Origin of the sequence: Actinoplanes auranticolor, assembly GCF_018332655.1 — a bacterium.
Taxonomy (GTDB): Bacteria; Actinomycetota; Actinomycetes; order Mycobacteriales; family Micromonosporaceae; genus Actinoplanes; species Actinoplanes auranticolor.
Window position 1 is genome coordinate 257,690 of the sequence record NZ_BOQL01000006.1, and the last position, 21,888, is coordinate 279,577.

The 21,888-nt window shown below is 73.3% G+C and carries 15 protein-coding genes and 1 pseudogene; 9 read left to right on the forward strand and 7 right to left on the reverse strand.

Annotated elements, in window-relative coordinates; all coding sequences use genetic code 11:
* Positions 1-8: 8 nt before the first annotated feature.
* From Aau02nite_RS04040 to Aau02nite_RS04060, 5 genes are all read left to right on the forward strand, one after another.
* The gene (locus Aau02nite_RS04040) at positions 9-215 is read left to right on the forward strand and encodes an MbtH family protein (RefSeq protein ID WP_212986932.1); all 207 of its coding nucleotides are present in this window, start codon (positions 9-11) and stop codon (positions 213-215) included.
* Between the two features lie 371 nt (positions 216-586).
* Positions 587-2,149 carry a GGDEF domain-containing protein gene (locus Aau02nite_RS04045; RefSeq protein WP_212986933.1) on the forward strand — a complete coding sequence of 521 codons (1,563 nt, stop codon included), beginning with the start codon at positions 587-589 and terminating at the stop codon, positions 2,147-2,149.
* Positions 2,150-2,200: 51 nt separating this feature from the next.
* Positions 2,201-2,887, forward strand: coding sequence for a cytochrome P450 family protein (locus Aau02nite_RS04050; RefSeq protein WP_212986934.1), 687 nt, complete (start codon positions 2,201-2,203; stop codon positions 2,885-2,887).
* Positions 2,888-2,927: 40 nt separating this feature from the next.
* Complete coding sequence (locus tag Aau02nite_RS04055; RefSeq protein ID WP_212986935.1) at positions 2,928-3,104, forward strand: hypothetical protein; 177 nt, start codon at positions 2,928-2,930, stop codon at positions 3,102-3,104.
* A 42-nt stretch (positions 3,105-3,146) separates the two neighbouring features.
* Entirely contained in the window at positions 3,147-3,290 is a 144-nt protein-coding gene (locus tag Aau02nite_RS04060; RefSeq protein ID WP_212986936.1) for a hypothetical protein, read from the forward strand.
* Positions 3,291-3,302: 12 nt separating this feature from the next.
* On the opposite strand, the gene Aau02nite_RS04065 is transcribed toward Aau02nite_RS04060, so the two are convergent.
* The 4 genes from Aau02nite_RS04065 to Aau02nite_RS04080 all read right to left on the reverse strand — a co-directional run bounded on the left by Aau02nite_RS04065 (position 3,303) and on the right by Aau02nite_RS04080 (position 7,008).
* On the reverse strand, positions 3,303-4,397 hold the full coding sequence (locus Aau02nite_RS04065) for a DICT sensory domain-containing protein (RefSeq protein WP_212986937.1): 1,095 nt from the start codon (positions 4,395-4,397) through the stop codon (positions 3,303-3,305).
* Positions 4,398-4,444: 47 nt separating this feature from the next.
* Positions 4,445-5,155 (reverse strand): GAF and ANTAR domain-containing protein, encoded by a 711-nt coding sequence (locus tag Aau02nite_RS04070; RefSeq protein ID WP_212986938.1) that lies wholly within the window; start codon positions 5,153-5,155, stop codon positions 4,445-4,447.
* 434 nt (positions 5,156-5,589) lie between these two features.
* Positions 5,590-6,477 carry a S41 family peptidase gene (locus Aau02nite_RS04075; RefSeq protein ID WP_212986939.1) on the reverse strand — a complete coding sequence of 296 codons (888 nt, stop codon included), beginning with the start codon at positions 6,475-6,477 and terminating at the stop codon, positions 5,590-5,592.
* Positions 6,478-6,663: 186 nt separating this feature from the next.
* Positions 6,664-7,008 carry a histone-like nucleoid-structuring protein Lsr2 gene (locus Aau02nite_RS04080; protein WP_212986940.1) on the reverse strand — a complete coding sequence of 115 codons (345 nt, stop codon included), beginning with the start codon at positions 7,006-7,008 and terminating at the stop codon, positions 6,664-6,666.
* A gap of 380 nt (positions 7,009-7,388) precedes the next feature.
* Between Aau02nite_RS04080 and Aau02nite_RS04085 the strand changes: the two genes are divergently transcribed.
* Positions 7,389-12,395, forward strand: coding sequence for a family 43 glycosylhydrolase (locus Aau02nite_RS04085; protein ID WP_212986941.1), 5,007 nt, complete (start codon positions 7,389-7,391; stop codon positions 12,393-12,395).
* Between the two features lie 60 nt (positions 12,396-12,455).
* Here Aau02nite_RS04085 and Aau02nite_RS04090 read toward each other — a convergent pair whose 3' ends face one another.
* Positions 12,456-13,742 (reverse strand): RNA-guided endonuclease InsQ/TnpB family protein, encoded by a 1,287-nt coding sequence (locus Aau02nite_RS04090; protein WP_212986942.1) that lies wholly within the window; start codon positions 13,740-13,742, stop codon positions 12,456-12,458.
* A gap of 177 nt (positions 13,743-13,919) precedes the next feature.
* On the opposite strand from Aau02nite_RS04090, the pseudogene Aau02nite_RS04095 reads away from it, so the two are divergent.
* Positions 13,920-14,407: pseudogene (locus tag Aau02nite_RS04095) on the forward strand (HAD domain-containing protein).
* Between the two features lie 23 nt (positions 14,408-14,430).
* Here Aau02nite_RS04095 and Aau02nite_RS04100 read toward each other — a convergent pair.
* On the reverse strand, positions 14,431-15,807 hold the full coding sequence (locus Aau02nite_RS04100; RefSeq protein ID WP_212986943.1) for a serine hydrolase domain-containing protein: 1,377 nt from the start codon (positions 15,805-15,807) through the stop codon (positions 14,431-14,433).
* Between the two features lie 187 nt (positions 15,808-15,994).
* Between Aau02nite_RS04100 and Aau02nite_RS04105 the strand changes: the two genes are divergently transcribed.
* Complete coding sequence (locus tag Aau02nite_RS04105) at positions 15,995-19,810, forward strand: SpoIIE family protein phosphatase (RefSeq protein ID WP_212986944.1); 3,816 nt, start codon at positions 15,995-15,997, stop codon at positions 19,808-19,810.
* Here the strand turns inward: Aau02nite_RS04105 and Aau02nite_RS04110 are convergent.
* Positions 19,785-20,885: a phospholipase D-like domain-containing protein gene (locus tag Aau02nite_RS04110; protein ID WP_212986945.1), complete on the reverse strand. Its 1,101-nt coding sequence runs from the start codon at positions 20,883-20,885 to the stop codon at positions 19,785-19,787. The two genes, Aau02nite_RS04105 and Aau02nite_RS04110, sit on opposite strands and share 26 nt — an antisense overlap.
* A gap of 148 nt (positions 20,886-21,033) precedes the next feature.
* Here Aau02nite_RS04110 and Aau02nite_RS04115 point away from each other — a divergent pair, with 148 nt between their 5' ends.
* Positions 21,034-21,882 (forward strand): ATP-grasp domain-containing protein, encoded by an 849-nt coding sequence (locus Aau02nite_RS04115; protein WP_246594876.1) that lies wholly within the window; start codon positions 21,034-21,036, stop codon positions 21,880-21,882.
* Positions 21,883-21,888 lie beyond the last annotated feature (6 nt).

Genomic DNA, 21,888 nt, shown 5'->3' on the forward strand with positions numbered 1-21,888 from the left:
ACGGACAGATGGACGAGCACGAGCGCTACGAGGTCCTGCGCAACGACGAGGAGCAGTACTCGCTGTGGCCGGTGGGGCTGGACGTGCCGGCGGGCTGGCAGCGGGTCGGCAAGGAGGGCACCCGCGACGAGTGTTCCAGCTACGTCGACGAGGTCTGGACGGACATGCGGCCGCGCAGCCTGCGTGAGCAGATGGACGGCGCGGCCAAGGCCTGAGGGCACGGGACCGGGCCCGCCGTGTGGCGGGCCCGGCCGGCGCAGCCCATCCGGAACCCCCGGGGGCCTCCCTCCCGTACCGGCGCGCTGAGCACGGTGCCCCAGAACCGGGCGGTGGTGGGCGGATCCACGGCCAGCAGGCTGAGGCCGTCGAAGCGGACCGGTGGCAGCACGTATCGGGCGAGTTCGCCGGTCACGGTCGGTCGAGACATCGTTCCTGGGTACCCGCACGCGACGGCGATCGTCAATGTCGCGGGCCGCATGTCCAGCTGACGGGTGGCGTGCGCCCCATCCGCTCAGCTCGACCCCGGCGTGACCGATGAGGTGCCGGAAAGGTTCCGGGGTCATGGGCACGGGAAACGGTGAGCGGGATGAGCTCTGGGCAGGTCCGCCCAGGAGTCGGCACGAGCGGCGGCACGCCTGACCGGGTGCTGCGCGCGACGGTCGGCGCCGCCGTGGCCTGGATGGTGCTCTACACCGTGGCGACCGCGCTCTGCCAGGGCTCGCCGCGCGCGGCGCTGTTCCTGGGCGACATCGTCTACCTCGTGCCGCTGGTCGCCGCGGTGCTGGTGGCCGGGGTTGCCGCCCGCCGTGAGCGGGGCCGGCACCGCAGGTTGTGGCAGCTGCTCGCGGTGGCGTTCGCCGCCCAGCTCGCCGGCGAGAGCATCTGGGCCGGCTACGACTATCTGACCGCCGACGGCCCGCCGGCGCCGTCGGTCGCCGACATCGGCTACCTGCTCTCCTCGACCCTGATGGTGGTCGCGGTGCTGGTCGGCTTCGGCGGGGCGAGCCGGCTGCGGCACCTGCGCGGGTTGCTGGACAGCACCCTGATCATGGTGAGCCTGGCCGCGCTGGGCTGGCACATGCTGATCCGGCCGCAGCTGACCGAGGCGGTGGCCTTCGCCGACCTGGTCACCATCGCGTACCCGCTGCTGGACGTGGTGCTGCTGACCTGCCTGGGCATCGTCGGCATGGCCGGGCACAAGTCGGTGCCGATGACGGTCCGGCTGGTCGGTGCGGCCGGGGCCGTCAACGCCGTCAGCGACATGATCTACACCTACCTGGCCACCTTCAGCGACTACGACAGCGGCAGCTGGGTGGACGTCGGCTTCGAGGCGGGCACGGTGCTGTGCCTGCTGGCCGCGGTGGTCGCCGTCCGCCGCCCGGAACCGCCCGCCGAGCCGCGGTCCTTCGACCGGGGCATGCCGCTCATGCCGATCCTGATCTCGCTCACCGCCACCTCGGCGCTCGTCGTCTTCGACAAAGTCGGTACCGGTGCCGTCAGCGATCTCACCCTGATCGTCGTCGCCGTCCTGTTCCTGACGGTCATGCTGCGCCAGTACCTGTTCGCGGCGGATCGGGCCGCCCTGGCCGAGCAGCTCGCTCTGGCGGTGACCGAGCAGCAGCGGCTGGCGGTCACCGACGGCCTCACCGGCCTCTACAACCGCCGGCACCTGATGACGATGGTGGACCGGCTGGGTGCCGCGCCCGCCGGCCGGCCGGTCAGCCTGATGGTCGTCGACCTGGACCACTTCAAGCTGGTCAACGACACCTACGGGCACCTGGCCGGCGACGCGGTCCTGCAGGCGGCCGCGGCCCGGATCACCGCGACCGCCCGGGCGAGCGACGTGGTGGCGCGCTACGGCGGCGAGGAGTTCGTCCTGCTGCTGGCCGACACCGACGGGCCGGAGGCCGAACGGCTCGCCGAGCGGGTGCGCCGGCGGCTGCGGGAGGCGCCGATCGTCGTCGGCGCCGTCCCCATCGCCCTGACCGCCTCGATCGGGGTGGCCAGCTCGTCCGACGGGGCCGTCCGGCATCTGCTGGAGGCCGCCGACCGCGCGCTCTACCGCGCCAAGGAGCAGGGCCGGGACCAGGTGTCGACCGTCGCCCCGCCGGTCCGCGAGCCCGTCGCCGTCCCCGGACCGACCGGCTGACCTGCGCACACTTCGGCCGGCACCGAACCGTCCCGGCCGTACCGTTTCGCCGTGCAGCAGATCACCGGCCGGGAGGCCGCCCTCGCCGTCCTGCGGGACCCCCGTTTCGTTGTGCCGTCGGTGCCGCCCGGCCCGACCGGGATCGCCTGGCTGCGGGCCACGGTGGGCCGCTTCAGCACGGGGGCGGCCCATGACCGCCGCCGGGCCCTGTCCGTCGCCGTCCTCGCCGCAGTGCCGCCCGCGACGCTGCGCACGGGCGGCGGCGCGCACCCGGTGACCGTGCTGGCCCGCGCCCTCGGCATCGCGGAGCCGGTGACGGACCTGGTGCGCGCCGTGGCCCAGGCCTACCAGCCGGGCACCGGGGACGAGCGCCGGGCCGACGCGGCGGTCGACCGGCTGGTGACGATCCTCGGCGGGGAGCGCGACGAACCGACCGCCGCCCTGATCGGGGTGCTGACCCAGGCCTGCGACGCGACCGCCACGCTGATCGGGCGGGCGCGGCACCGACCGGTCGAGGAGGTGCTGCACGACGATCCGCCGGTCCGGGCGACCCGGCGCCAGGCCCTGGTGGCGGCCACGGCCGGCGGGGTGACGGTGCAGGCGGGGGAGATCGTGCTGGTCGGCCTGGCCGGGGGACCGGCCTTCGGCGCCGGTCCGCGCCGCTGCCCAGGCCGCGACCATGCCCTGGCGCTGGTCGCCGGAGCCCTCGCGAGGGATTCACCCACCGTTCACGAGTGAACGCCGGACACCGGTCCGGCCACCGGCACAGACTGACCCGATGATTGTCCTCGAGATCGCGGGGCTGCTCATCCTGGCCACCGCCACCTGGCTGGTCCTGAACCGGCCGCAGTCCGGCTCCGGCGTCCTGCACCGCCGCCTCACCACGACGATGCTGGCGGCCGGCGGCGCGGTGCTCGCGGGCAGCCTGATCGCCGGGGTCGTGCTCGCGTTCTGACCCGCGGCGTTTGACGGTGATCGTCGCGGAAACAGTGCGGCGATGCCGGGATGGTGGCAAGCGGGCAGGCGGGGACTGCTGGCGGGCTCGGCGCTGCTGGCCGGCTACACCCTGGGCGGGGTGGCCCCGGGCATCCTGGCGGCCATCACCGCCCTGACCGCCTTCGCCCTGTCCCACGCCGGCTGACCGGCCCGCGGCTCACTCCGACCGCAGCGTGGCGACCGGGATGCCCTCGCCCACCGCCCAGGTCAGGCCGTCGCGGATGCCGTCCAGCGGCAACGGGCGGTCCCGGGTCACCGCCACCACCACCGTGGCCGACGGCGGCAGGAACGGGTTGCGCTCGCCCGCCGCGGCCAGCTCGGTGCCGACCCGGTAGGCCAGTTTCACGGCGTCGTCGTACGGCAGCGCCGGCATGATCAGCAGGAAACTGTCCTCGTCCAGCCGGGTGATCCGGTCGGTCGGGCGCAGCACCGAGGCCAGCACCGTGATCAGTCCTTCGTTGCGCAAGGCCAAGGTGCGGCGGCCGGTCTGCTCGGGCAGGGTCTGCACCGGGGCCGGGCGGACGCCCAGCAGGGCCACCGGCAGGGTGCCCGAGGCGGTCACCCCGTCGGCGCCCGACCAGCGGCGTACCCCGGCCTCGTCGGTCAATGCGGCCTGATGCCGGCCGCCCGGCGCGGCCCGTTCCACCGGGTTGCGCAGCTGCTGGATCGTGGCGCGGTCGCGGTCGGTGCGCTCGGCCAGCAGCCGTACCGCCGCGTCGGCGCGGCCCTCGCCGGGCGTCGCCGGCAGGTGCCGGACCCGTTCCACGACGTCGTCGATCGCCGCCCGGGCGCTCGCCGGGAGGCGGTCCGCCAGCGCCTCGCGCAGGCGCAGCACCTCGTGCAGGGCGTCGTCGCGCCGGAAGCGCCAGTCGCCGTCGAACACCCGGCCGGCCTCCAGGGTGGCCGCGCCGGGATCGATCTCCTCGCGGTCGTGGGCGACCAGGACGGCGCCGAAGCGCGGGGTCAGCACCGCGACCGTCCACTCCCGGGCGAGCTCCTCCGACTCGTGCAGGAGCACGGGGTACGGCCCGGCGGGCAGCTCCGGCGGCCGGGTGGCGACCAGGCCGACCACCGCGACGGCGGCGAGCTTGGCGATCCGTTCGTACACCTCGCGTTCCCGCTCGAAGTAGGGCAGCCGCTGGAACAGCGCGATGACCACCATCGGCCCGTCCTCGGCGACGGCCAGGGCCGCCTGCTCGATGGCGTGCGAGACAGTCACCAACGTGGACTTGGTCAGGCGTTTCTCGATCATCGGGCCGGACTTTACGGCGGTGTGCGGGGGTCCGCCACCGGTGCGCCTCAGGAGGGCCGGCCGGCCCGGGCGACCAGGGCCGCCGCGATGTCGCGGACCTTGCGGTTGCCCTGCTGCGAGACGCCGATGAGGATCTGGATCGCCTCCTCCGGAGAGCACCGCCGCTCGCCCATGATGATGCCCTTGGCCTGCTCGATGACGGCCCGGCTCTCCATCGCCGCCCGCATCTGCTGGGCCAGGGTCACCTGGACGTCGTAGCCGTGGGCGTTGGCCAGCGCGGCGGCGGCGTACGCGGCGAAGGTCTGCGCGACCGCGACGGCCTCGTCGTCGAAGGCGTCGGGCGCGGTGGAGTAGAGGTTGATCGCGCCGGTGACGCCCTCCTCCACGGGTAGCCCGACGGCCAGGGCGCTGCGCATACCGGCGTCGACGGCCCGGGCGGCCCAGTCGGGCCAGCGGCTCTCGCTGTCGGTGTGCGGCGTGGCCAGGGTCTCGAGGGAGGCCGCGGCGTCCAGGCAGGGGCCGTAGCCTCGCCGGTACTGCGCCTCGTCCAGGGCCAGGGCCCGCTCGGCGGTGAAGGCGGCGGTGGCCGGGCCGGTCGGGCGGACCAGGGTCACGGAGACCTCATCGGCTCCCGGGACGGTGGCCTTGGCCAGCTCCGCGATGGTGCGCAGCACGCCGTCGAGGTCCGTCTCGCCGAGCTTGATCCGGCCGAGCCGGGCGAACGCGTGGGCGGCGGCGAGTCGCTGCGTCTCGGACATCCGAATTCCCCTCTGCCCGACTGCGGTCCTGGTCCCAGGCGCACACGCTACTCCGTCCCGGCCCGGCAAGTTGAACTGGTTCAAGCGTTTCGCGGACAGGTCCGGGCGCCCGGTAGCAGATTTCCTGTCATGCGGATCGGAATCATCGGAGCCGGCCACCGCGGCGGATGCCGCCGCCTTCGGTGACGTCGTGCTGTTGCCCCGGACTGGGCGACGGCGCACACCCTGATCGACGCCACCGCGGGCGCGCTGACCGGCAAAGCGGTGCTCGACGCCACCGATCCCGTGGTCTGGAGCGACGGCCAGGGCTACCAGCGGGCCGTGCCCGGCGACCCCAGCGGCATCGAGACGCTGGCGGCCCGGACGCCGCGGCGGTCTTCGCCGGGGTGGTCGGCTCCCCGCGGTGAGCCGGCGCGCCACGAGGCCCCGGCCGCCTACCGCTGCGCCGGCTCCGCGGGCAGGGCCAGTGCGGCCTCGAGGGTTGTCGCGTGCGGATGGCCGATGTCCGGCAGCACGCCGGTGCCCTCCCAGTTGCCGCCGGTCACCGCGTCGCGGACCTCGGCCTCGGGCAGGAATCCCAGCACCTCCCGGGTCAGCCGGACCGGCGTGACGTGGTCGGCGGCGCCCCGGGTCGGCTCACCCACCACGATCGCGCGTCCGCGCGCCTGCAGGTGGTACGCCAGCGCCTCGGCCGAGGAGTAGGTCCGGGGGCCGACCAGGACCGCGAGCGGCTGGGTGAGGGCGCTGCCGGGTGGCGTGTCGGTGGTCCACCACTGCCGCCGCCGGTCGCGGTAGAGCACGTCGGACAGGTGGTGAGCGTCGTCGCCCAGCAGCCGGCCCGCTATCGCCGCCACCGTGGCCGGATCCCCGCCGCCGTTGCCGCGCAGGTCGAGCACGAGCCGGGTGGACCCCTGGGCCAGGGCGAAGGCGGCGTCGAGGTACGGCCGGGCGAGCCCGTACGGCTCCAGCGTGTCCAGGGTCAGCACCCAGGTGCCGTCATCGAGCCGCCGGACCGCCGTGACGCCCGCGGACCGGCGCCGGACGAGGACCGGGTCCGGCGGTGGCCAGCCGTTCGCCTCGTCGTCGGCCAGGGCCGCGCTCGCCGCGTCGAAATGCAGTTCCAGGTGGCGGGAGTGGACGTTCGCGCATTCCTGCAGAGCCCGGCAGCCGGCCGCGTCGACCGGCTCGTGGCGGCCGGCGAAAGCGGCCGGGAGGTCGGCGGTGAGCCCGTCGAGCCGGGGCCCGGCCGGCATGAGCCGGCGCAGCCAGCCGACCAGCAGTTCGCTCAGTCCGGCGAGGGTCCGGACGTGATCAGTGGACATGATCCGACCGTAGGGCAGAAATCGGCGCCGGGTGGCCGTTCCCGCTCTGCCTTCGGCAGAGAAGCCGGGGGCCGGGTTTTGTGCATTGCCGTGGCGGGACCGCCGAAAGGCGGTCGCGCGTGCCGGGACGCCGTTGCGACGGGCGTCGTCATCGCATTCGCGACGGCGTCACCGGCGGGCGCGGAATCAGCGCTTGCTGTGGAAGGCCTCGACGATCGAGGTGGGGATGCGGCCGCGTTCGGAGACCTCGTAACCGTTCTTGTTGGCCCATTCCCGGATGGCCTGGTTCTGGTCGCGGTTGGCCCGGCTGGGGGCCGGCGCGGCGCTGCGCGCGGCGATCCGCGCGGTGCTGCTGCGGCCGATCCGGGACGCGGCGGCCAGGTACGGGTCGAGCGCCTTGCGCAGCTTGCCGGCGTTCTTCTCGGAAAGGTCGATGGTGTAGCTGACCCCGTCGATGCTGAATTCGACGGTGCGGTCCGCTTTGCTGCCGTCAATGTCGTCGGTCAGCAGGGTGACGATCTGCTTGGCCATGTTGTCGCTCCCGAATAAGCCCTGGTGCGGCACCTGGTGACCGCCTCTATTGGCGATACCATAGCCGATATCGCCATGCTGTCGTCCGGCGCAGGGCGATAAACGAATCCGCGTTCTTCCGTGTCGCGTATCCGTTACCGCAGCGTCGCACAAGGTGGTGCGGGCGCGCGGTCCGGGCCGCTGCGCCGCGGTCCGGTGCGGGTGGAAATATGTCGCGGCGTCCGGACCGGTCCGCTGCTTTGTGGTCCGTCCATAACGGACAACGACACCCGCGAATGGGGAGGGCTGTGTTTCGGCTTGGTGTCGGTCGCTTGACACGCATGTTGTGACCGTTAACACTTTCGGCAATCTTCCGGCTCCCACCCTGGATAGAGGCCGTCATGGTCACCCGACACCTGTCCCGTATCGCTGTCTGTCTGCTGGCCGCCGGCACCCTCGTGGCGCCGTCCGCACCAGCCGCCGCCGATGTCACCGGCGGCCTGGTGCTGCGCTACGACCTCACCCAGACCTCCGGCACCGCGGTCCGCGACACCTCGGGCCACGGCCGGGACGGAGCCCTGCGGGGTGACGCGTCCTTCGCCCCCGACGGCGGCGGGCTCGTCCTCGGCGGCACCGACGGGCACGTGAAACTGCCGGACAATGTGCTCGCCGGGCTCGACACGGTCACCGTGACCGCCGACGTCTACATCGACACCGCGCAGGCCACGCCGTACATGATCTGGGCGCTGGGCAACACCGACGCCGGGGGTGCCGGCAACGGCTACCTGATGGCCACCGGGGACCCGTACCGGACGGCGATCGCCAGCGGCAACTGGAGCACCGAGCAGACCGTCAAGGCCGGGTCCGGCCTGCCCCGCGGGGTCTGGGCGAGCCTCGGCTACACGCTGGACGCCGACGGCGTGGCGACCGGATACCTCAACGGGCAGCCGGTGGCGACCACTTCCGGCGTCACCATCACCCCGGGCAGCATCGGCTCGGGCGTCACCAAGGCCAACTATCTGGGCCGGTCCGTCTACAACGCGGACGCTCACCTGCGCGGCCGGATCCGCAACTTCCGGATCTACGACCGGGCGCTGAGCGCCACCGAGGCCGCCGGGATCGCCATCGCGGACGCCACCCGGGTCGCCGGGGACCGGGCGGCGCTGACCCTGGGGGACACCTCGGCGGTCACCGGTGACCTGAGCCTGCCGGCCGCCGGTCCCGCGTACGGCAGCAAGGTCTCCTGGTCCTCCTCGGACCCGGCGGTGATCACGCCGGCCGGCGCGGTCACCCGGCCGGCCGCCGACACGACCGTGACCCTGACCGCGACCCTCACCAGCGGCTCCAGCAGCGCCAGCCGCACGTTCCCGGTCACCGTCAAGGCCGCCCTGAGCGCCGCGCAGAAGGTCGAGCAGGCCCGCGACGCGCTGACCGTCACCAACCTCGACGACGCCCGCGGCAACCTGACGCTGCCCGTCACCGGCCTGCACGGCACCACCGTCGCGTGGTCCAGCGCGGACCCCGCCACCGTCAGCGCCACCGGGGTGGTGCACCGGCCGGCGGCCGGCAGCCCGGCGCGCAAGGTCGCCCTCACCGCCACCGTCAGCCTCGGCCCGGTCAGCGCAGGCCGGACCCTGACCGCCACCGTGCCCGCGCTGCCCGCGCCCGCGCCGCTCAAGGGCTACGCCTTCGCCTACTTCACCGGCAACAGCGTCGCCGGGGAGAAGATCTCCTTCGCCGCCAGCCAGGGCAACAACGCCCTGCGCTGGACCGAGCTCAACGGCGGCCGGCCGGTGCTCAGCTCCACTCTGGGCACCAGGGGCCTGCGCGACCCGTTCCTGATCCGCTCGCCCGAGGGCGACAAGTTCTTCCTCATCGCCACCGACCTGTCCATCGGCAGCGGCACCTCCTGGGACGACTCGCAGCGCCGCGGCAGCCGCCACATCGAGGTGTGGGAGTCCACCGACCTGGTCCACTGGGGTCAGCAGCGGCACGTGCTGGTCTCCCCGCCGACCGCCGGCAACACCTGGGCGCCCGAGGCGTTCTGGGACGACGACCTGGGCCAGTACGTCGTCTTCTGGGCGTCCAAGCTGTACGCCGCGTCCGATCCGAACCACACCGGCGACGCCTACAACCGGATGCTCTACGCCACCACCCGCGACTTCGTCACCTTCAGCGCGCCGAAGATCTGGCAGGACCGCGGCTCGTCCCGGATCGACAGCACCGTGATCGCCGACGGCGGCAAGTACCACCGCTTCACCAAGGACGAGGGCGCGGTGACCGGCTGCAGCGACATCATCCAGGAGCAGGCCGACTCCCTGACCGCCGTCGACGACGTGGCCGACCCGGCGCACGACCCGGCCGAGCCGGCCTGGCGGATCGTGGCCTCCTGCATCGGCAAGGCCGCCGGCACCTCCGCCGTCGAGGGCCCGACCGCGTTCAGGGCCAACCCCGGCGACGATTCCGGCTCGGACTACTACCTCTTCGTCGACGAGTACGGCGGCCGTGGCTACATCCCGCTCGGCACCGACGACCTGGACGCCCCGGCCTGGAAGGTGCCGGCGAGTTACGCCCTGCCCAAGAGCCCGCGCCACGGCACGGTCCTGCCGGTCACCCAGGCCGAACTCGACCGGCTCACCGGCGCGCCGGAGCCGTTGCCCGCCACCGCCGACGGCCTGGTCGCCCACTACGCCCTGGACCAGAGCACCGGTACCACGGTCACCGACTCCTCCGGCAACGGCAACAACGCCACCCTCGCCGGCGGCACCAGCTGGGGCGGCGGCAGCCTGACCTTCGGCGGCACCGACGGCCACGTGAGGCTGCCGGACAACGCCATGGCCGGGATGCGGGCCATGACCGTCTCCACCGACGTCTGGATCGACCCGGCCCAGTCCAGGCCCTACTTCCTCTGGGGGATGGGCAACACCGACAGCGGCGGCGCCGGCAACGGGTACGTGTTCAGCACCGGCGACAACTACCGCGCGGCCATCGCCTCCGGCAACTGGAACACCGAACAGGGCACCGCGACCGGCAGCGCCCTGAGCCGCGGCTCGTGGCGGACGCTGACCTACACCGTCGGCGACGGCACGGCCGTGCTCTACCTCGACGGCCGGCCGGTGGCCCGCAACACCGCGGTCACCGTGACCCCCGGCTCGATCGGCAACGGCGTCACCAAGGCCAACTACCTCGGCCGCTCGGTGTACGCCGCGGACAAGTTCTTCAAGGGCCGGATGCGCGACGTCCGCATCTACAACCGGGCCCTCACCGCCGCCGAGGTCGCCGGGCTGGGCAGCAACGCCACCACGGTCTCCGCGGTGACGCTGGACAGCCTCAAGGCCCCGGCCCTGATCGACAGCGACGCCGGCACCATCGTGCTGCCGGTCCGCCCCGGCACCGACCGCCGCAACCTGAACCCGGTCTTCACCGTGGCGAGCACCTCGGCAGTCACCGGCGCCGGAGCCGGCGACTGGTCGACCGCGCGGCGGATCACCGTCACCAGCGCCACCGGCGCGACCCGCACCTACACGGTCACCACACGGGTGCTGCGCTCGCCGGTGCTGCCGGGCCTGAACGCCGACCCGAACATCGTCCGCTTCGGCGACACCTACTACATCTACGCGACCACCGACGGCATCGCGGGCTGGGGGAGCACCACCTTCAAGGCCTGGTCCTCGAAAGACCTGGCGACCTGGACCGAGCACGGCACGATCCTGGACCTGGCCGACGTGTCCTGGGCGCACACCAACGCCTGGGCCCCGGCGATCGCCTCGGCCGACGGCCGGTACTACTTCTACTACTGCGCCGCGGGCAACATCGGGGTGGCCACCGCCGACTCACCCCTCGGGCCGTTCACCGACTCCGGCGCACCACTGGTCGACCGTGACGACTACGCCGGCGCCCAGCAGATCGACCCGGCGGTGTTCACCGACGACACCGGGCAGAGCTACCTGTACTGGGGCAACGGCCGGGCCTACGTCGCGCCGCTGAACGCGGACATGACCTCGATCGACGTCGCGGAGCGCCGGACCATCGGCGGGCTCACCGACTTCCGCGAGGGCCTGTTCATGAACAAGCGGAACGGCACCTACTACCTCAGCTACTCCGTCGACGACACCGGCAGCGAGAACTACCGGGTCGCCTACGCCACCGGCAGCTCGCCGTACGGGCCGTTCACCGCCCGGGGCGTGATCCTGGCCAAGGACCCGGCGCAGGGCATCCTCGGCCCCGGGCACAGCTCCATCATCCAGGTGCCCGGCACCGACGACTGGTACATCGCCTACCACCGCTTCGCGCTCTCCGGCGGCGACGGCTTCCACCGCGAGACCACCATCGACCGGCTGTACTTCGACGCCACCGGAGCCATCACCCCGGTCGTCCCGACCCTGGAGAGCGTCGACCCGCTCACCTACACCGGTGTGCCACCGCAGGCGTCGATCTCGCGGGCCGGGACCGACGGCTGGTACGGCGCCGGCGCGACCCTCACCCTCAGCGGCGGGGCGGGCAACAGCACGATCGAGTACGCGCTGGGCGGCGGCGCCTGGGCCGCGTACACCGAGCCGGTGCCCCTGCCGGCCGGCTCGTACCCGGTGCGGCACCGGGCCCGGGGCGCGAATCTGATCCTCGGCCCGGTCGCCGAGGTACCCGTGCGGGTCGACCCGGAACCACCGATGTCCGCCGTCGCGGTCCGGACGGTCAGGAACGCCTCGACGGTCACGCTCAGCGCCCAGGACACCGCCTCCGGGGTGGCCTCGATCAGCTACCGCGTCGACGACGGCGGGTGGCAGCCGTACGCGCAGCCGTTCACCCTCACCGGCGTGCACCGCCTCGCGTTCCGGGCCACCGACCGGGCCGGCAACCAGGAGACCGCCCAGCAGGTCAGCGTGCCGCTGCGGCCCGACGTGGCCGCACCCGCGGTCACCGGGCTGACCGACCCGCGGCAGCCGACCGGCCGGCGCGGCTGGTTCACCGGCCCGGTGGCCCTGGTCGTCACCGCCACCGACCCGTCCGGCATCGCCTCCCGCGAATACCGGATCGCCGGCGGCCGGTGGCGCACCTACACCGGCCCGGTGCCGCTGCCGGCCGGCGTGACCACCCTGAGCTACCGGGCGACCGACCACTTCGGCAACGTGTCGGTGCCCGGCACGCTCACCGTGCGGCGCGACTCCCAGCCGCCCGCCGTCAGCGCGTCGGTGCGGATCGGCCGGTCACCGGCCACGATCACGCTGAAGGCCAAGGACAGCCTCTCCGGGCTGGAGCGGATCACCTACCGCGTGGACGGCGGGGCCTGGCAGACCTACCGCGCGCCGATCAAGGTCCGCGGGAAGGGCACGCACCGGGTCTCCTACCGGGCGGCCGACCGGGCCGGCAACACCAGCCCGGTGCGGACCGTGCGGGTGCGGATCCGCTGAGCTCACGGCGTCGCCGCGGCCACCAGCTCCTGGTACGCGGCGACGCCGTCCGGATCGGTATCATGGCTGGTGAGCCCGGCCAGTTGTCGTGCTGCCATTGACGTTCTCCCCGCCGAGACCGACGGAGATTCCCTCCACGCTGCTGGTGGTGAACGCAGCGTCCGGGTGGATTACCGCTTCTCGGCGCGGTGCCGGCATGAGAGCCGGGCTTACCTGCGCTCCACGGTCGTTGAAGTCCGCCCGTCCGGCGGCCTTGATGTTGATCGCGGCGTTGATGTCCCGGTCGTGATGACTACCGCAGATGCAGTCCCATACTCGAACGCTCAGTGCCAGCTTGTCGTTGACTCTCCCGCAGGTTGAGCACATGCGGGTTGATGGGAACCAGCGATCGACCCTGGCGAAGGTGCGCCCGTACCGAGCCGCCTTGTACTGCAACATGCCGGTGAACGAGGCCCAACCGGCGTCATGCACGGCTTTCGCCAGCCTCGTTCGGCCCAGACCGGCGACACACAGGTCTTCGACATACACCGCTTGGTTGTCACGGATGATCGTCGTTGACAGTTTCTGCTGCCAGTCCCGACGGGAGTCGGCCACCCGTGCGTGTGCACGTGCGACCTTCATGACGGCCTTCCTGCGCTTATTGCTGCCTTTTTGCTTACGGGACAACGACTGCTGCAGTCGGCGCAGCTTGCGGGCAGACCGGCGGAGGAATTTCGGCGCCGCGATCTTGGTGCCGTCGGACAACACCGCGAAGTGGGTCAGCCCCAGGTCGATTCCGACCTGACCATCGATCGGCGGTAGCGTCCGGTCATGCGAGTCCTGCACGACGAATGAACCGAAATACCTGCCGGCCGCGTCCCGGACCACTGTCACCGACGTGGGTTCCGCTGGCAGGTTTCGGGACCAGCGCACGGGAACATCGCCGATCTTCGGCAACCGTAACCGGCCGTTGGGCAGTATCTGGAACCGGCTGTTCCGGGTGAAGCGGACCGCCTGCCGTCTGTCCTTGCGCGATCGGAACCGGGGCGGGGCTACCTTGGCTCCCTTGCGCTTGCCGTTCAGCGAGGCGAAAAAGTTGCGGTACGCCACATTCAGATCGGCGAGGGCCTGCTGAAGCACCACCGAGGACACCGTGGCGAGCCATGCCCGTTCCGGCGTCTGTTTTGCGGTGGTAATGATTTGCTTGGACAAAGCGCCGTCGGAGATATATCCCTCGCCGCTCTCTCGCGCTGCCTGTCGTGCGCGCAGGCCGTCGTTGAACACCACGCGGGCGCACCCGAACGCCCGAGCCAGCGCCTGCTGTTGACTCGGCGACGGGTAAAGCCGGTAGTTGTACCGCAGCTGCACCCACATAGGCTGGCACATGGGTGCGACAACATTTGGAGCCCGATCAGGGGCAGATGGGGTGAGCTCGTCGGCACCCCGGCCGACGGCGGCCATCTGGGCAACCTTGCCGCCGACCGTGCGCGAGCGACTGGGACAAGTCCCGCGGTAGCAGGACGGGGCGTTCGTACAATGCCGGCGATGCCCGACACCGCTGACCGCCCGATCATCTTTCTCGACGTCGACGGGCCGCTGATCCCGTTCGGTGGCACGGGCCGCCGCTACCCGGCGGCTGATCCCACGCCCGGCGCCCACCCGTTGCTACCGCGCCTGGACCCGGCGGACGGGCCGAAGCTGCTCGCTCTGCCCGGCAACCTGGTCTGGGCCACGACCTGGGCCGAGCAGGCCAACGAAGTGATCGCCCCGCGACTCGGACTGCCCGTCCTGCCCGTCGTCGCATGGGCCGACACCGAGCCGGATCCGCGGACGGCCGGCACTGGAAGACCGCCGGCCTGGTCCGGTGGGCGGCGGGCCGGCCCTTTCTCTGGATCGACGACGAGATCACCGACGCGGACCGCCGCTGGGTGGCGGCGCACCATCCCGGGCGCGCTCTGCTGCACCGGGTCGATCCGCGCACCGGCCTGACCGACGCCGACTTCGCCGTGCTGGCCCGGCCGCTGACCCCCTGACAGCCGGCGGCGGTCGCCATCGGTCAGCTGGGCGTGCGCAGCTGCGACAGCGGTGGGCCGCCGAGCGGCCAGGTCTGCCAGCGCGCCTCGAACGTCCCGGCCGCCGGGTCGAGCCGCAGGTGCAGGCGGTGCGGCGTCTCGACGAAGATCACGTCGACGTGCAGCCGGCTGTCGTTCCAGGCGGACGCGGTCGTCAGCGGGCCCGTCGAGGTCCACTCGCCCGGCGCGCCCAGGGCGGCGACCAGCTCGGCGCTGCCGTCGAGGAGCCGGATCTCGTCGGGTCCGGTGGTCAGCCGGACCGTGTGCAGGCCGGGCAGCTCGTTGCCCGCACCCGGGCGCAAGGTCACCGGCGTACGGGCGGGCTGCGGTCCGGCCGCCTCGGGGAGGGGCAGGGTCGCGGTCGCGGGCGTCCAGGCCCGGGCCGGCGGCGCGTCCGCCGTCAGGGCGGGCAGCAGGTGGGTCCAGACGGCGTCCAGCAGACCCTGCATGTCCTCGCTCTGTGAGGTGATCGCCACGACCGCGTCCGCCTCCGGCAGGATCAGCATGAACTGGCCGTATGCCCCGTCGCCGCGGTAGCCGTGCCGGCTGCGCCAGAACTGGAAGCCGTACCCCTGGTCCCAGTCCGGTTCGGGGATGTCGGTCGGGAGGTGGGCGTGGGTCGCCTCCTGCACCCACTGCGGGCTCAGCAGCTGCCGGTCGGCCCAGGCGCCGTTGCGCAGGTACAGCTGGCCCAGTTTGGCGATCGCCTCGGTCGGCACGTGCAGCCCCGAATAGCCCAGCTCGCGGCCCTGCGGGTCGCGGGACCAGCCCGAGCGGATGATGCCCAGCGGCTCGAACAGCCGGGGCCGCAGGTACGCCGTCAGCGACTCCCCGCTGACCCGGTGGATGATCGCCGACAGCGCGTGGGTGCACGGCTGGTTGTACGCGAACACCGTCCCCGGCTCCCGGTCCGGCGGCAGGCGCAGGAAGCCGCGCAGCAGGTCACCGTCGCCGGCCTTCCGGGCCCGCTCGATGGTGTCGTCCTCGTGTCCGCTGGCCATGGCCGCCACGTGCCGGACCCGGATCGAGCGGGACCGTTCGTCGGTCACCGCCGCGTCCAGCTCCGGGAAGTACGACAGCACGGTCGCGTCCAGGTCCACCCGGCCCTCGCCGACCGCGAGCCCGAGCGCGGTCGAGGTGAAACTCTTGCTCAGCGAGTAGACCAGGTGCGGGGTCTCCGGCTCGTACGGCGGCCACCACTGCTCGGCGACCACGTGACCGTGCCGCAGCACCATCAGGCTGTGCAGCTCCACGCCGCTCAGCGCGCCGGCCGCGGTGACGAATGCGTCGATCCCGGCCGCGTCGACGCCCTGCTCCGCTGGTTCGCTGCGCGGCAGCGCCGCCCCGCCGAGGGTTGTCATACCCCGAACCTATCGCCCCGGCCGGCCGCCCGCGCGGGTGACAAAGGCGTCCCCGCCCACCTCAGCGGCGCAGGCCCGGCCGGCGTGTGCGAAAGTCGACCGACGGGTAGAGGAGACTGGTCAACATCAACGGGGTCGGCCGTGCCGGCCGGAGGTGAGGCTCACGCATGACCGGTGATCGGTCCTGATGTCGCCGGACGACCTGTTCGCCGACGGGGGCACCGCCGGACGGCTGATGGCCCGGCTGGACTGGGCCGCCACGGATCTGGGCCCGGTCGACGCGTGGCCGCAGAGCCTGCGCGCCGCCGTACGCATCGTGCTCTCCTCGCGGTATCCCATGCTGCTGCTCTGGGGCCCGCGGTTCACCCAGCTCTACAACGACGCGTACTCCGCGCTGATCGGGGACCAGCACCCGGCCGCGCTGGGCGGGGACGTGCGGGTCACCCTGGCCGACAGCTGGGACGTGCTCGAGCCGCTGATCGCCGACGCGATGGCCACCGGCGTGGCCAGCTGGGTGCCGGCCCTGCAGCTGGTGCTGGACCGGGCCGGTTACCGCGAGGAGGCGTACTTCAGCGTCTCGCACGCCCCGGCCCGCGACGACGACGGCACCACCATGGGCGTGCTCACCGTCTGCAGCGAGGTCACCGACCAGATCGTCGGGGAGCGGCGGCTGCGGCTGCTGCGGGACCTGTCGCTGCCGGCCGGCACCGAGACCGCGGACGTCGCCGAGACCTGTGCCCGGCTGTCGGCGGTGATCGGCGAGCAGCCGCTGGACGTGCCGTTCGCCGCGATCTACCTGCGGGACGGCGGTCTGCTGCGGCTGGCGGCGTGCGTCGGTGCCGACGCCGACGACAGCCCGGTGCAGGCCGCGCTCCCCGTGACGCTGAGCGTGGGGGAGGCGCGGGCCGATGCCGCGTACCCGGAAGGCGATGATCCGTGGGGCCTGCGGGCCGCCGCCGCCGGGCGCACCGCCCGCACCGACGACGTGGTGAAGCGGCTCGCCGTGACCGGCGGTCCCTGGGGTGACCCGGTCCGGGTGGCGGTGGCGCAGCCGCTGCCCTCGGCCGATCGCGAGCAGCCCGTCGGGGTCGTCCTCACCGGGATCAGCCCCAGCCGCGGCCTCGACGAGACCTACCGGTCCTTCCTGCAGCTGCTGGCCCAGCAGGTCGCCGTCGCGGTCCGCAACGCCCAGGCCTACCAGCAGGAACGCGACCGCGCCGAGGCGCTGGCCGAGCTCGACCGGGTCAAGACCGGGTTCTTCACCAACGTCAGCCACGAGTTCCGCACCCCGCTCACGCTGATGCTCGGCCCGCTCGCCGACGCCCTGGCCGACCGGCAGGAGCCGCTGCCGGCCGGGCAGCGCGAGCGGGTGGACACCGCCTGGCGCAACGCCAACCGGCTGCTCGGCCTGGTCAACGACCTGCTGACCTTCTCCAGCCTGGAGGCCGGCCGGGCCGGGCACGCGCCGCGGGCCGTCGATCTGGCCACCTACACCGCGGAGCTGGCCGGGGTCTTCCGGTCCGCCGTGGAGCGCGCCGGGCTACGCCTGGTGGTGGACTGCCCGCCGCTGCACCGGCCGGTCGCCGTGGACCCGGGCAACTGGGAGAAGATCGTCACCAACCTGATCTCCAACGCCCTCAAGTTCACCTTCGTAGGTGAGATCCGGGTGGCGCTGGAGGCCGACGACGAGCAGATCCGGCTGCGCGTCACGGACACCGGCATCGGCATCGACGCGGCGCAGCTGCCCCGGCTGTTCGACCGGTTCCACCGGGTCCAGGGGGTGCGCTCGCGCAGCCACGAGGGCACCGGCATCGGCCTGGCGATGGTCCGCGAGCTCAGCCGCCTGCAGGGCGGCGATGTGCGGGCCGAGAGCGCGCCGGGTGAAGGTTCCGCCTTCACCGTGACCTTGCCGTGGACCGCGGTCGAGCCGGCGGCCGAGGTGGCGACCGCGCCGGACGAGCCGACGTTCGCCACCGCCGAGGCGGCGGTCCGGGAGGTCACCGGCTGGCTCGAGGACGACGCCGGCGCCGAGGCGCCGCCCGTCGCGCCCGGAGCGCAGGACCGGGACGCGGGGGAGGACGGGGCCGCGGCCCGGATCCTGGTCGCCGACGACAACAGCGACATGCGGGCCTATCTGGTACGGCTGCTGGGCGCCCAGGGCTGGCAGGTGGAGACGGTCGCGGACGGGCAGGCGGCCCTGGAGGCGATCGGCCGCAACCCACCCGACCTGCTGCTGACCGACGTGATGATGCCCCGGCTGGACGGCTTCGGCCTGGTCCGGGCGCTGCGCCGGGAGCCGGCCACGGAGGCGTTGCCGGTCGTGATGCTGTCCGCGCGCGCCGGTCAGGAGGCCGGCGTCGAGGGGCTGCAGGTCGGCGCGGACGACTACGTCGTGAAACCGTTCACCGCCGCCGAGCTCGTCGCCCGGGTCCGCACCACCCTGCGGCTGGCCCGGCTGCGCGGCACGCACACCCGGCAGCTGCGGGTGCTCGCCGACACCGCGGCGGTGATCGCCTCCGGCCGGGCCCTGGAGGAGGCGTTCCAGGCCGCCACCGAGCAGGCCCGCGCGTTGCTCGGCGGCGTCCGCGCGGTCACCGAACTGGACGGCGACGAGCACCATGCCCCGTTGCGCTTCACCGCGCCGCCCGCGGGCTCCGGGGACGTCATCGGGGACACCCGCACCCTGAGCGCGGTCATCCGGGGTGCCGACGGCGGCCGGCTCGGCAGCATCGCCGTACGGGTCGGCGCGGCGAGCCCACCGGCGGACGGCGCCCGGGCCCTGCTCGACTCGATGGCCACCATGCTGGCCTCGCTGGCCCAGAGCACCTGGCAGCTCGAACACGAGCGGCAGCTGACCCTCACGCTCCAGCAGAGCCTGCTACCGGAGAGCCTTCCCTCGCCGGAGGGCTGGGACGTGCAGGCGCGGTACCGGCCGGCGTCCGGCGAGCTGGGCGGCGACTTCTACGACGTCGTGGCGCTGCCCGGCGGCGACCTGGTGGTCAGCATCGGCGACGTGGCGGGGCACGGGCTGGGCGCGGCGGTGACCAGCGGGCAGGTCCGCAACGCCGTCCGCGCGTACGCGATCGAGGACCCGGCGCCCGCCGCCGTCCTGACCCGCGTGGCGACGCTGCTCTCCCGCCTGGGCGCACCGTTCTCGGCCACCCTGCTCGTGGGCCGGCTGAGCCCGGCCACCGGGGATTTCTCCTGGTGCAGCGCCGGGCACCCGCCGCCGGTGCGCAGCGCCCCGGGGGAGGAGACGCGGTTGCTGACCGGTCCGGCCGGACCGCCGCTCGGCGCCGCCGTGGCCGCCTACGAGCAGCACGAGGAGTCGCTGCCGCCCGGGGCGCAGTTGGTGCTGGTCACCGACGGCCTGCTCGCCGGGGACGGGACGGCCCGCCTGCTCCAGCGGGCCGGGACCTCGTACGCGAACGGCGCCCCGGCGGCCACGGTCGTCGAAGCGGTCCTGGCCGACGCCGCGCAGCCGCGCGACGACATCGCGGTCGTCGCTGTGCGGCGCCGGGGGCCCGTCGCGCCGGCCGCCACGGTCACGCTGCCGGAGGTCGACGCCACCTGGGTCTATCCGCTGGTGCCGACGGCCGCCGCGGCGATGCGCCGGGACCTGCGCGGGGCGCTGTCGGGCGACCGGATCGATCCGGACCTGCTCGACGACCTGCAGGTGGCCGCGACCGAGGCGGTGAACAACGCCGTCGAGCACGCCCAGCACCCCAGCCGGCCGGAGGTCGAGGTGCGGCTGCGGGTCGCGGACGGGCTGGTCCGGGTCGTCGTGCAGGACTTCGGCGGCTGGCGGGAGCGGCCACCGGCGCGCGACCGGGGCCGCGGCGCGCTGCTGATGAACGCGTACGGCGACGTACGGGTCACCTCGACGGCGACCGGTACGACGGTGACCATCGAACGCCGCTGGGCCGAGCCGCCGGGCCAGGCAGCCTCGCTCAGGGCCGCTGTGCCGCCGGCCCGGCCTACAGAGGCCGGCCCAGATCGGTGATGATCCGGTCGATCTCGGCCAGCGCCACGCCGGCGAGCCGCTGCTGGGCGGCCTCGGCAGCGGCGTCGGTCTCCTCCAGGTCGCCGAGCACCACGATGTTCTCGTCGTTGAGGGTGGTCGCCGGTCCGGTGTAGTTGAAGCTGCCGATGATGATCAGGCGGGCGTCGACGACCATCAGCTTGTGGTGCACCTTGCGCAGCCCGGTGCCCGGCTTGTTCTCCCACAGCCGCACCCCGGCCGCCTTGAGCGGCTGGGTGGCCGCCCAGCGCTGGGCGCCCTGGCCGCGGTCCAGGAGGCCCCGGATCGGCAGGCCGGGACCGACCAGCCGGATCATCGCGTCGTCGATGCCGGAGGACTGGGCGAAGGTGAACATCGCGAAGTCGATGCGGGCCCGCGCCTTGAGCATCTGCTTCATGATCTCCATCTCCGGCCCGTGCCGCGGCGCGAACAGCGGCTTGACCCGGATGCCGCCCAGCCGGAACTCGCCGGGCCGGGCCTCGTGCCGCTCGTGCAGGTCGCCGAAGGTGCCGCCGCGCATCCGGTCGAACTCGCTGCGGTACTGGTCGGTGGCCTGCTTGCCGCCGAGCACGACGATGTGGTTGAGGTTGTTGCCGGACCGCCCGGCGCCGGTGTCGAGGTTGGTGCCGGTGTCGGTGCGGGTGAAGTTGGCCGAGCCGGTCAGCACCGCCGCGCCGGGCTTGCCGTGGTCGCGCACCACGAACTTCTGGTGGAAGATCGCCGGGTTCAGGTCGGTGATCACGTCGACGCCGGCGCGCAGGAACGCGGCGTGGATGACCCGGTTGCCCTCGTTGTCCCCGGCGACCGCCCACGGGTCCGCCGGCGCCCGGTCCTCGTGCAGGTAGCTCGACTCGAGGATGATCTGCACGCGTACCCCGCGGGACTTGGCGTCGAGGATGGCCCGGGCGATCGGCTCGGAGTCGATCTCCTGGACGGCGATCCGCAACGACGTCGTGGCGGCGCCCAGGAAGTCCAGGATGACGGCGTGCAGATCGTCGGGTCCGCCCAGCACGGGCGGCCCGGTGTGGAACGTGATCTCGCCCAGCTGCACAGCCATGACAGCACCCTCATCTCACCGCCGGTCCCGTCCCACCATGACCCGGCGCGGCGGCGATCCGCGTCCTCGGTCGCCAACACGACTGCCCCGGCGGCCGGGTTCACCCGAAGAGACGACCGGGGACGGCAGCGGTCACCATGGTGCGGTGATGATGCTGCTTCCCGCTGATGTGCTGCGCCCGCGCCGGCCCGACGAGCATTTCGCCGCGGAGGCGGCGGCCGCCCGCGAAGCGGGGTGGACGGTCGCGCTGGTCGATCACGACGGGCTGGCCGCGGGCGCGGCGGACGCTGCGGTGGCCCGAGTGCCCGCCGGCGACGGCGCCGTCTACCGGGGCTGGATGCTGGGCGCCGATCGGTACGCGGCCATGGCGCGAGCTCTGGCCGGGCGGGGCGTGACGCTGCGAACCGGTCCGGAGCAGTACCGCCGCGCTCACGAGCTGCCGGGCTGGGCCGCGCAGCTGGCCGGGTTCACGCCGGACACGACGTGGACCTCCGGTGCCGATCGGGCCGCCTTCGACGAGGCCCGCGCGGCTCTGGGCGAGGGACCGGCGGTGCTGCGGGACTGGACCAAGTCGATGAAGCACTACTGGGACGAGGCGGTCTACGTCCCTCAGCTCGGCGACGCTGCGGCGGCGTGGCGGGTCGCGAGCCGGTTGCGGGAGTTGCGCGGTGACGAGTTCACCGGCGGGTTCGTGCTGCGCCGGTTCGAGCGGTTCACCGGGGCCGAGGTCCGTACCTGGTGGGTACGCGGGGAGTGCAGGCTGGTCAGCGCCCACCCGGACAGCCCGGACGAGCTGCCCCCGGCCGGTCCGGACCTGGCCGCGATCACACCGGTGATCGCGGGGCTGGGCCTGCCGTTCGTGACGGTGGATCTCGCGCTGCGCGCCGACGGGGTGTGGCGGGTCATCGAGGTGGGTGACGGTCAGGTGAGTGACCGTCCGGTGTCGACGACCGCGGAGGTCTTCGTCGCGGCAGTCGGGGACCGCATCTTGACCTGATTGATG

Excerpts from the sequence above, each read along its gene's own strand:
- Aau02nite_RS04040 (WP_212986932.1), top strand. The coding sequence starts at position 9 with ATGGACGAGCACGAGCGCTACGAGGTCCTGCGCAACGACGAGGAGCAG.
- Aau02nite_RS04045 (WP_212986933.1), top strand. The coding sequence starts at position 587 with ATGAGCTCTGGGCAGGTCCGCCCAGGAGTCGGCACGAGCGGCGGCACG.
- Aau02nite_RS04055 (WP_212986935.1), top strand. The coding sequence starts at position 2,928 with ATGATTGTCCTCGAGATCGCGGGGCTGCTCATCCTGGCCACCGCCACC.
- Aau02nite_RS04060 (WP_212986936.1), top strand. The coding sequence starts at position 3,147 with ATGCCGGGATGGTGGCAAGCGGGCAGGCGGGGACTGCTGGCGGGCTCG.
- Aau02nite_RS04065 (WP_212986937.1), bottom strand. The coding sequence starts at position 4,397 with ATGATCGAGAAACGCCTGACCAAGTCCACGTTGGTGACTGTCTCGCAC.
- Aau02nite_RS04070 (WP_212986938.1), bottom strand. The coding sequence starts at position 5,155 with ATGTCCGAGACGCAGCGACTCGCCGCCGCCCACGCGTTCGCCCGGCTC.
- Aau02nite_RS04075 (WP_212986939.1), bottom strand. The coding sequence starts at position 6,477 with ATGTCCACTGATCACGTCCGGACCCTCGCCGGACTGAGCGAACTGCTG.
- Aau02nite_RS04080 (WP_212986940.1), bottom strand. The coding sequence starts at position 7,008 with ATGGCCAAGCAGATCGTCACCCTGCTGACCGACGACATTGACGGCAGC.
- Aau02nite_RS04085 (WP_212986941.1), top strand. The coding sequence starts at position 7,389 with ATGGTCACCCGACACCTGTCCCGTATCGCTGTCTGTCTGCTGGCCGCC.
- Aau02nite_RS04100 (WP_212986943.1), bottom strand. The coding sequence starts at position 15,807 with ATGACAACCCTCGGCGGGGCGGCGCTGCCGCGCAGCGAACCAGCGGAG.
- Aau02nite_RS04105 (WP_212986944.1), top strand. The coding sequence starts at position 15,995 with ATGTCGCCGGACGACCTGTTCGCCGACGGGGGCACCGCCGGACGGCTG.
- Aau02nite_RS04110 (WP_212986945.1), bottom strand. The coding sequence starts at position 20,885 with ATGGCTGTGCAGCTGGGCGAGATCACGTTCCACACCGGGCCGCCCGTG.
- Aau02nite_RS04115 (WP_246594876.1), top strand. The coding sequence starts at position 21,034 with ATGATGCTGCTTCCCGCTGATGTGCTGCGCCCGCGCCGGCCCGACGAG.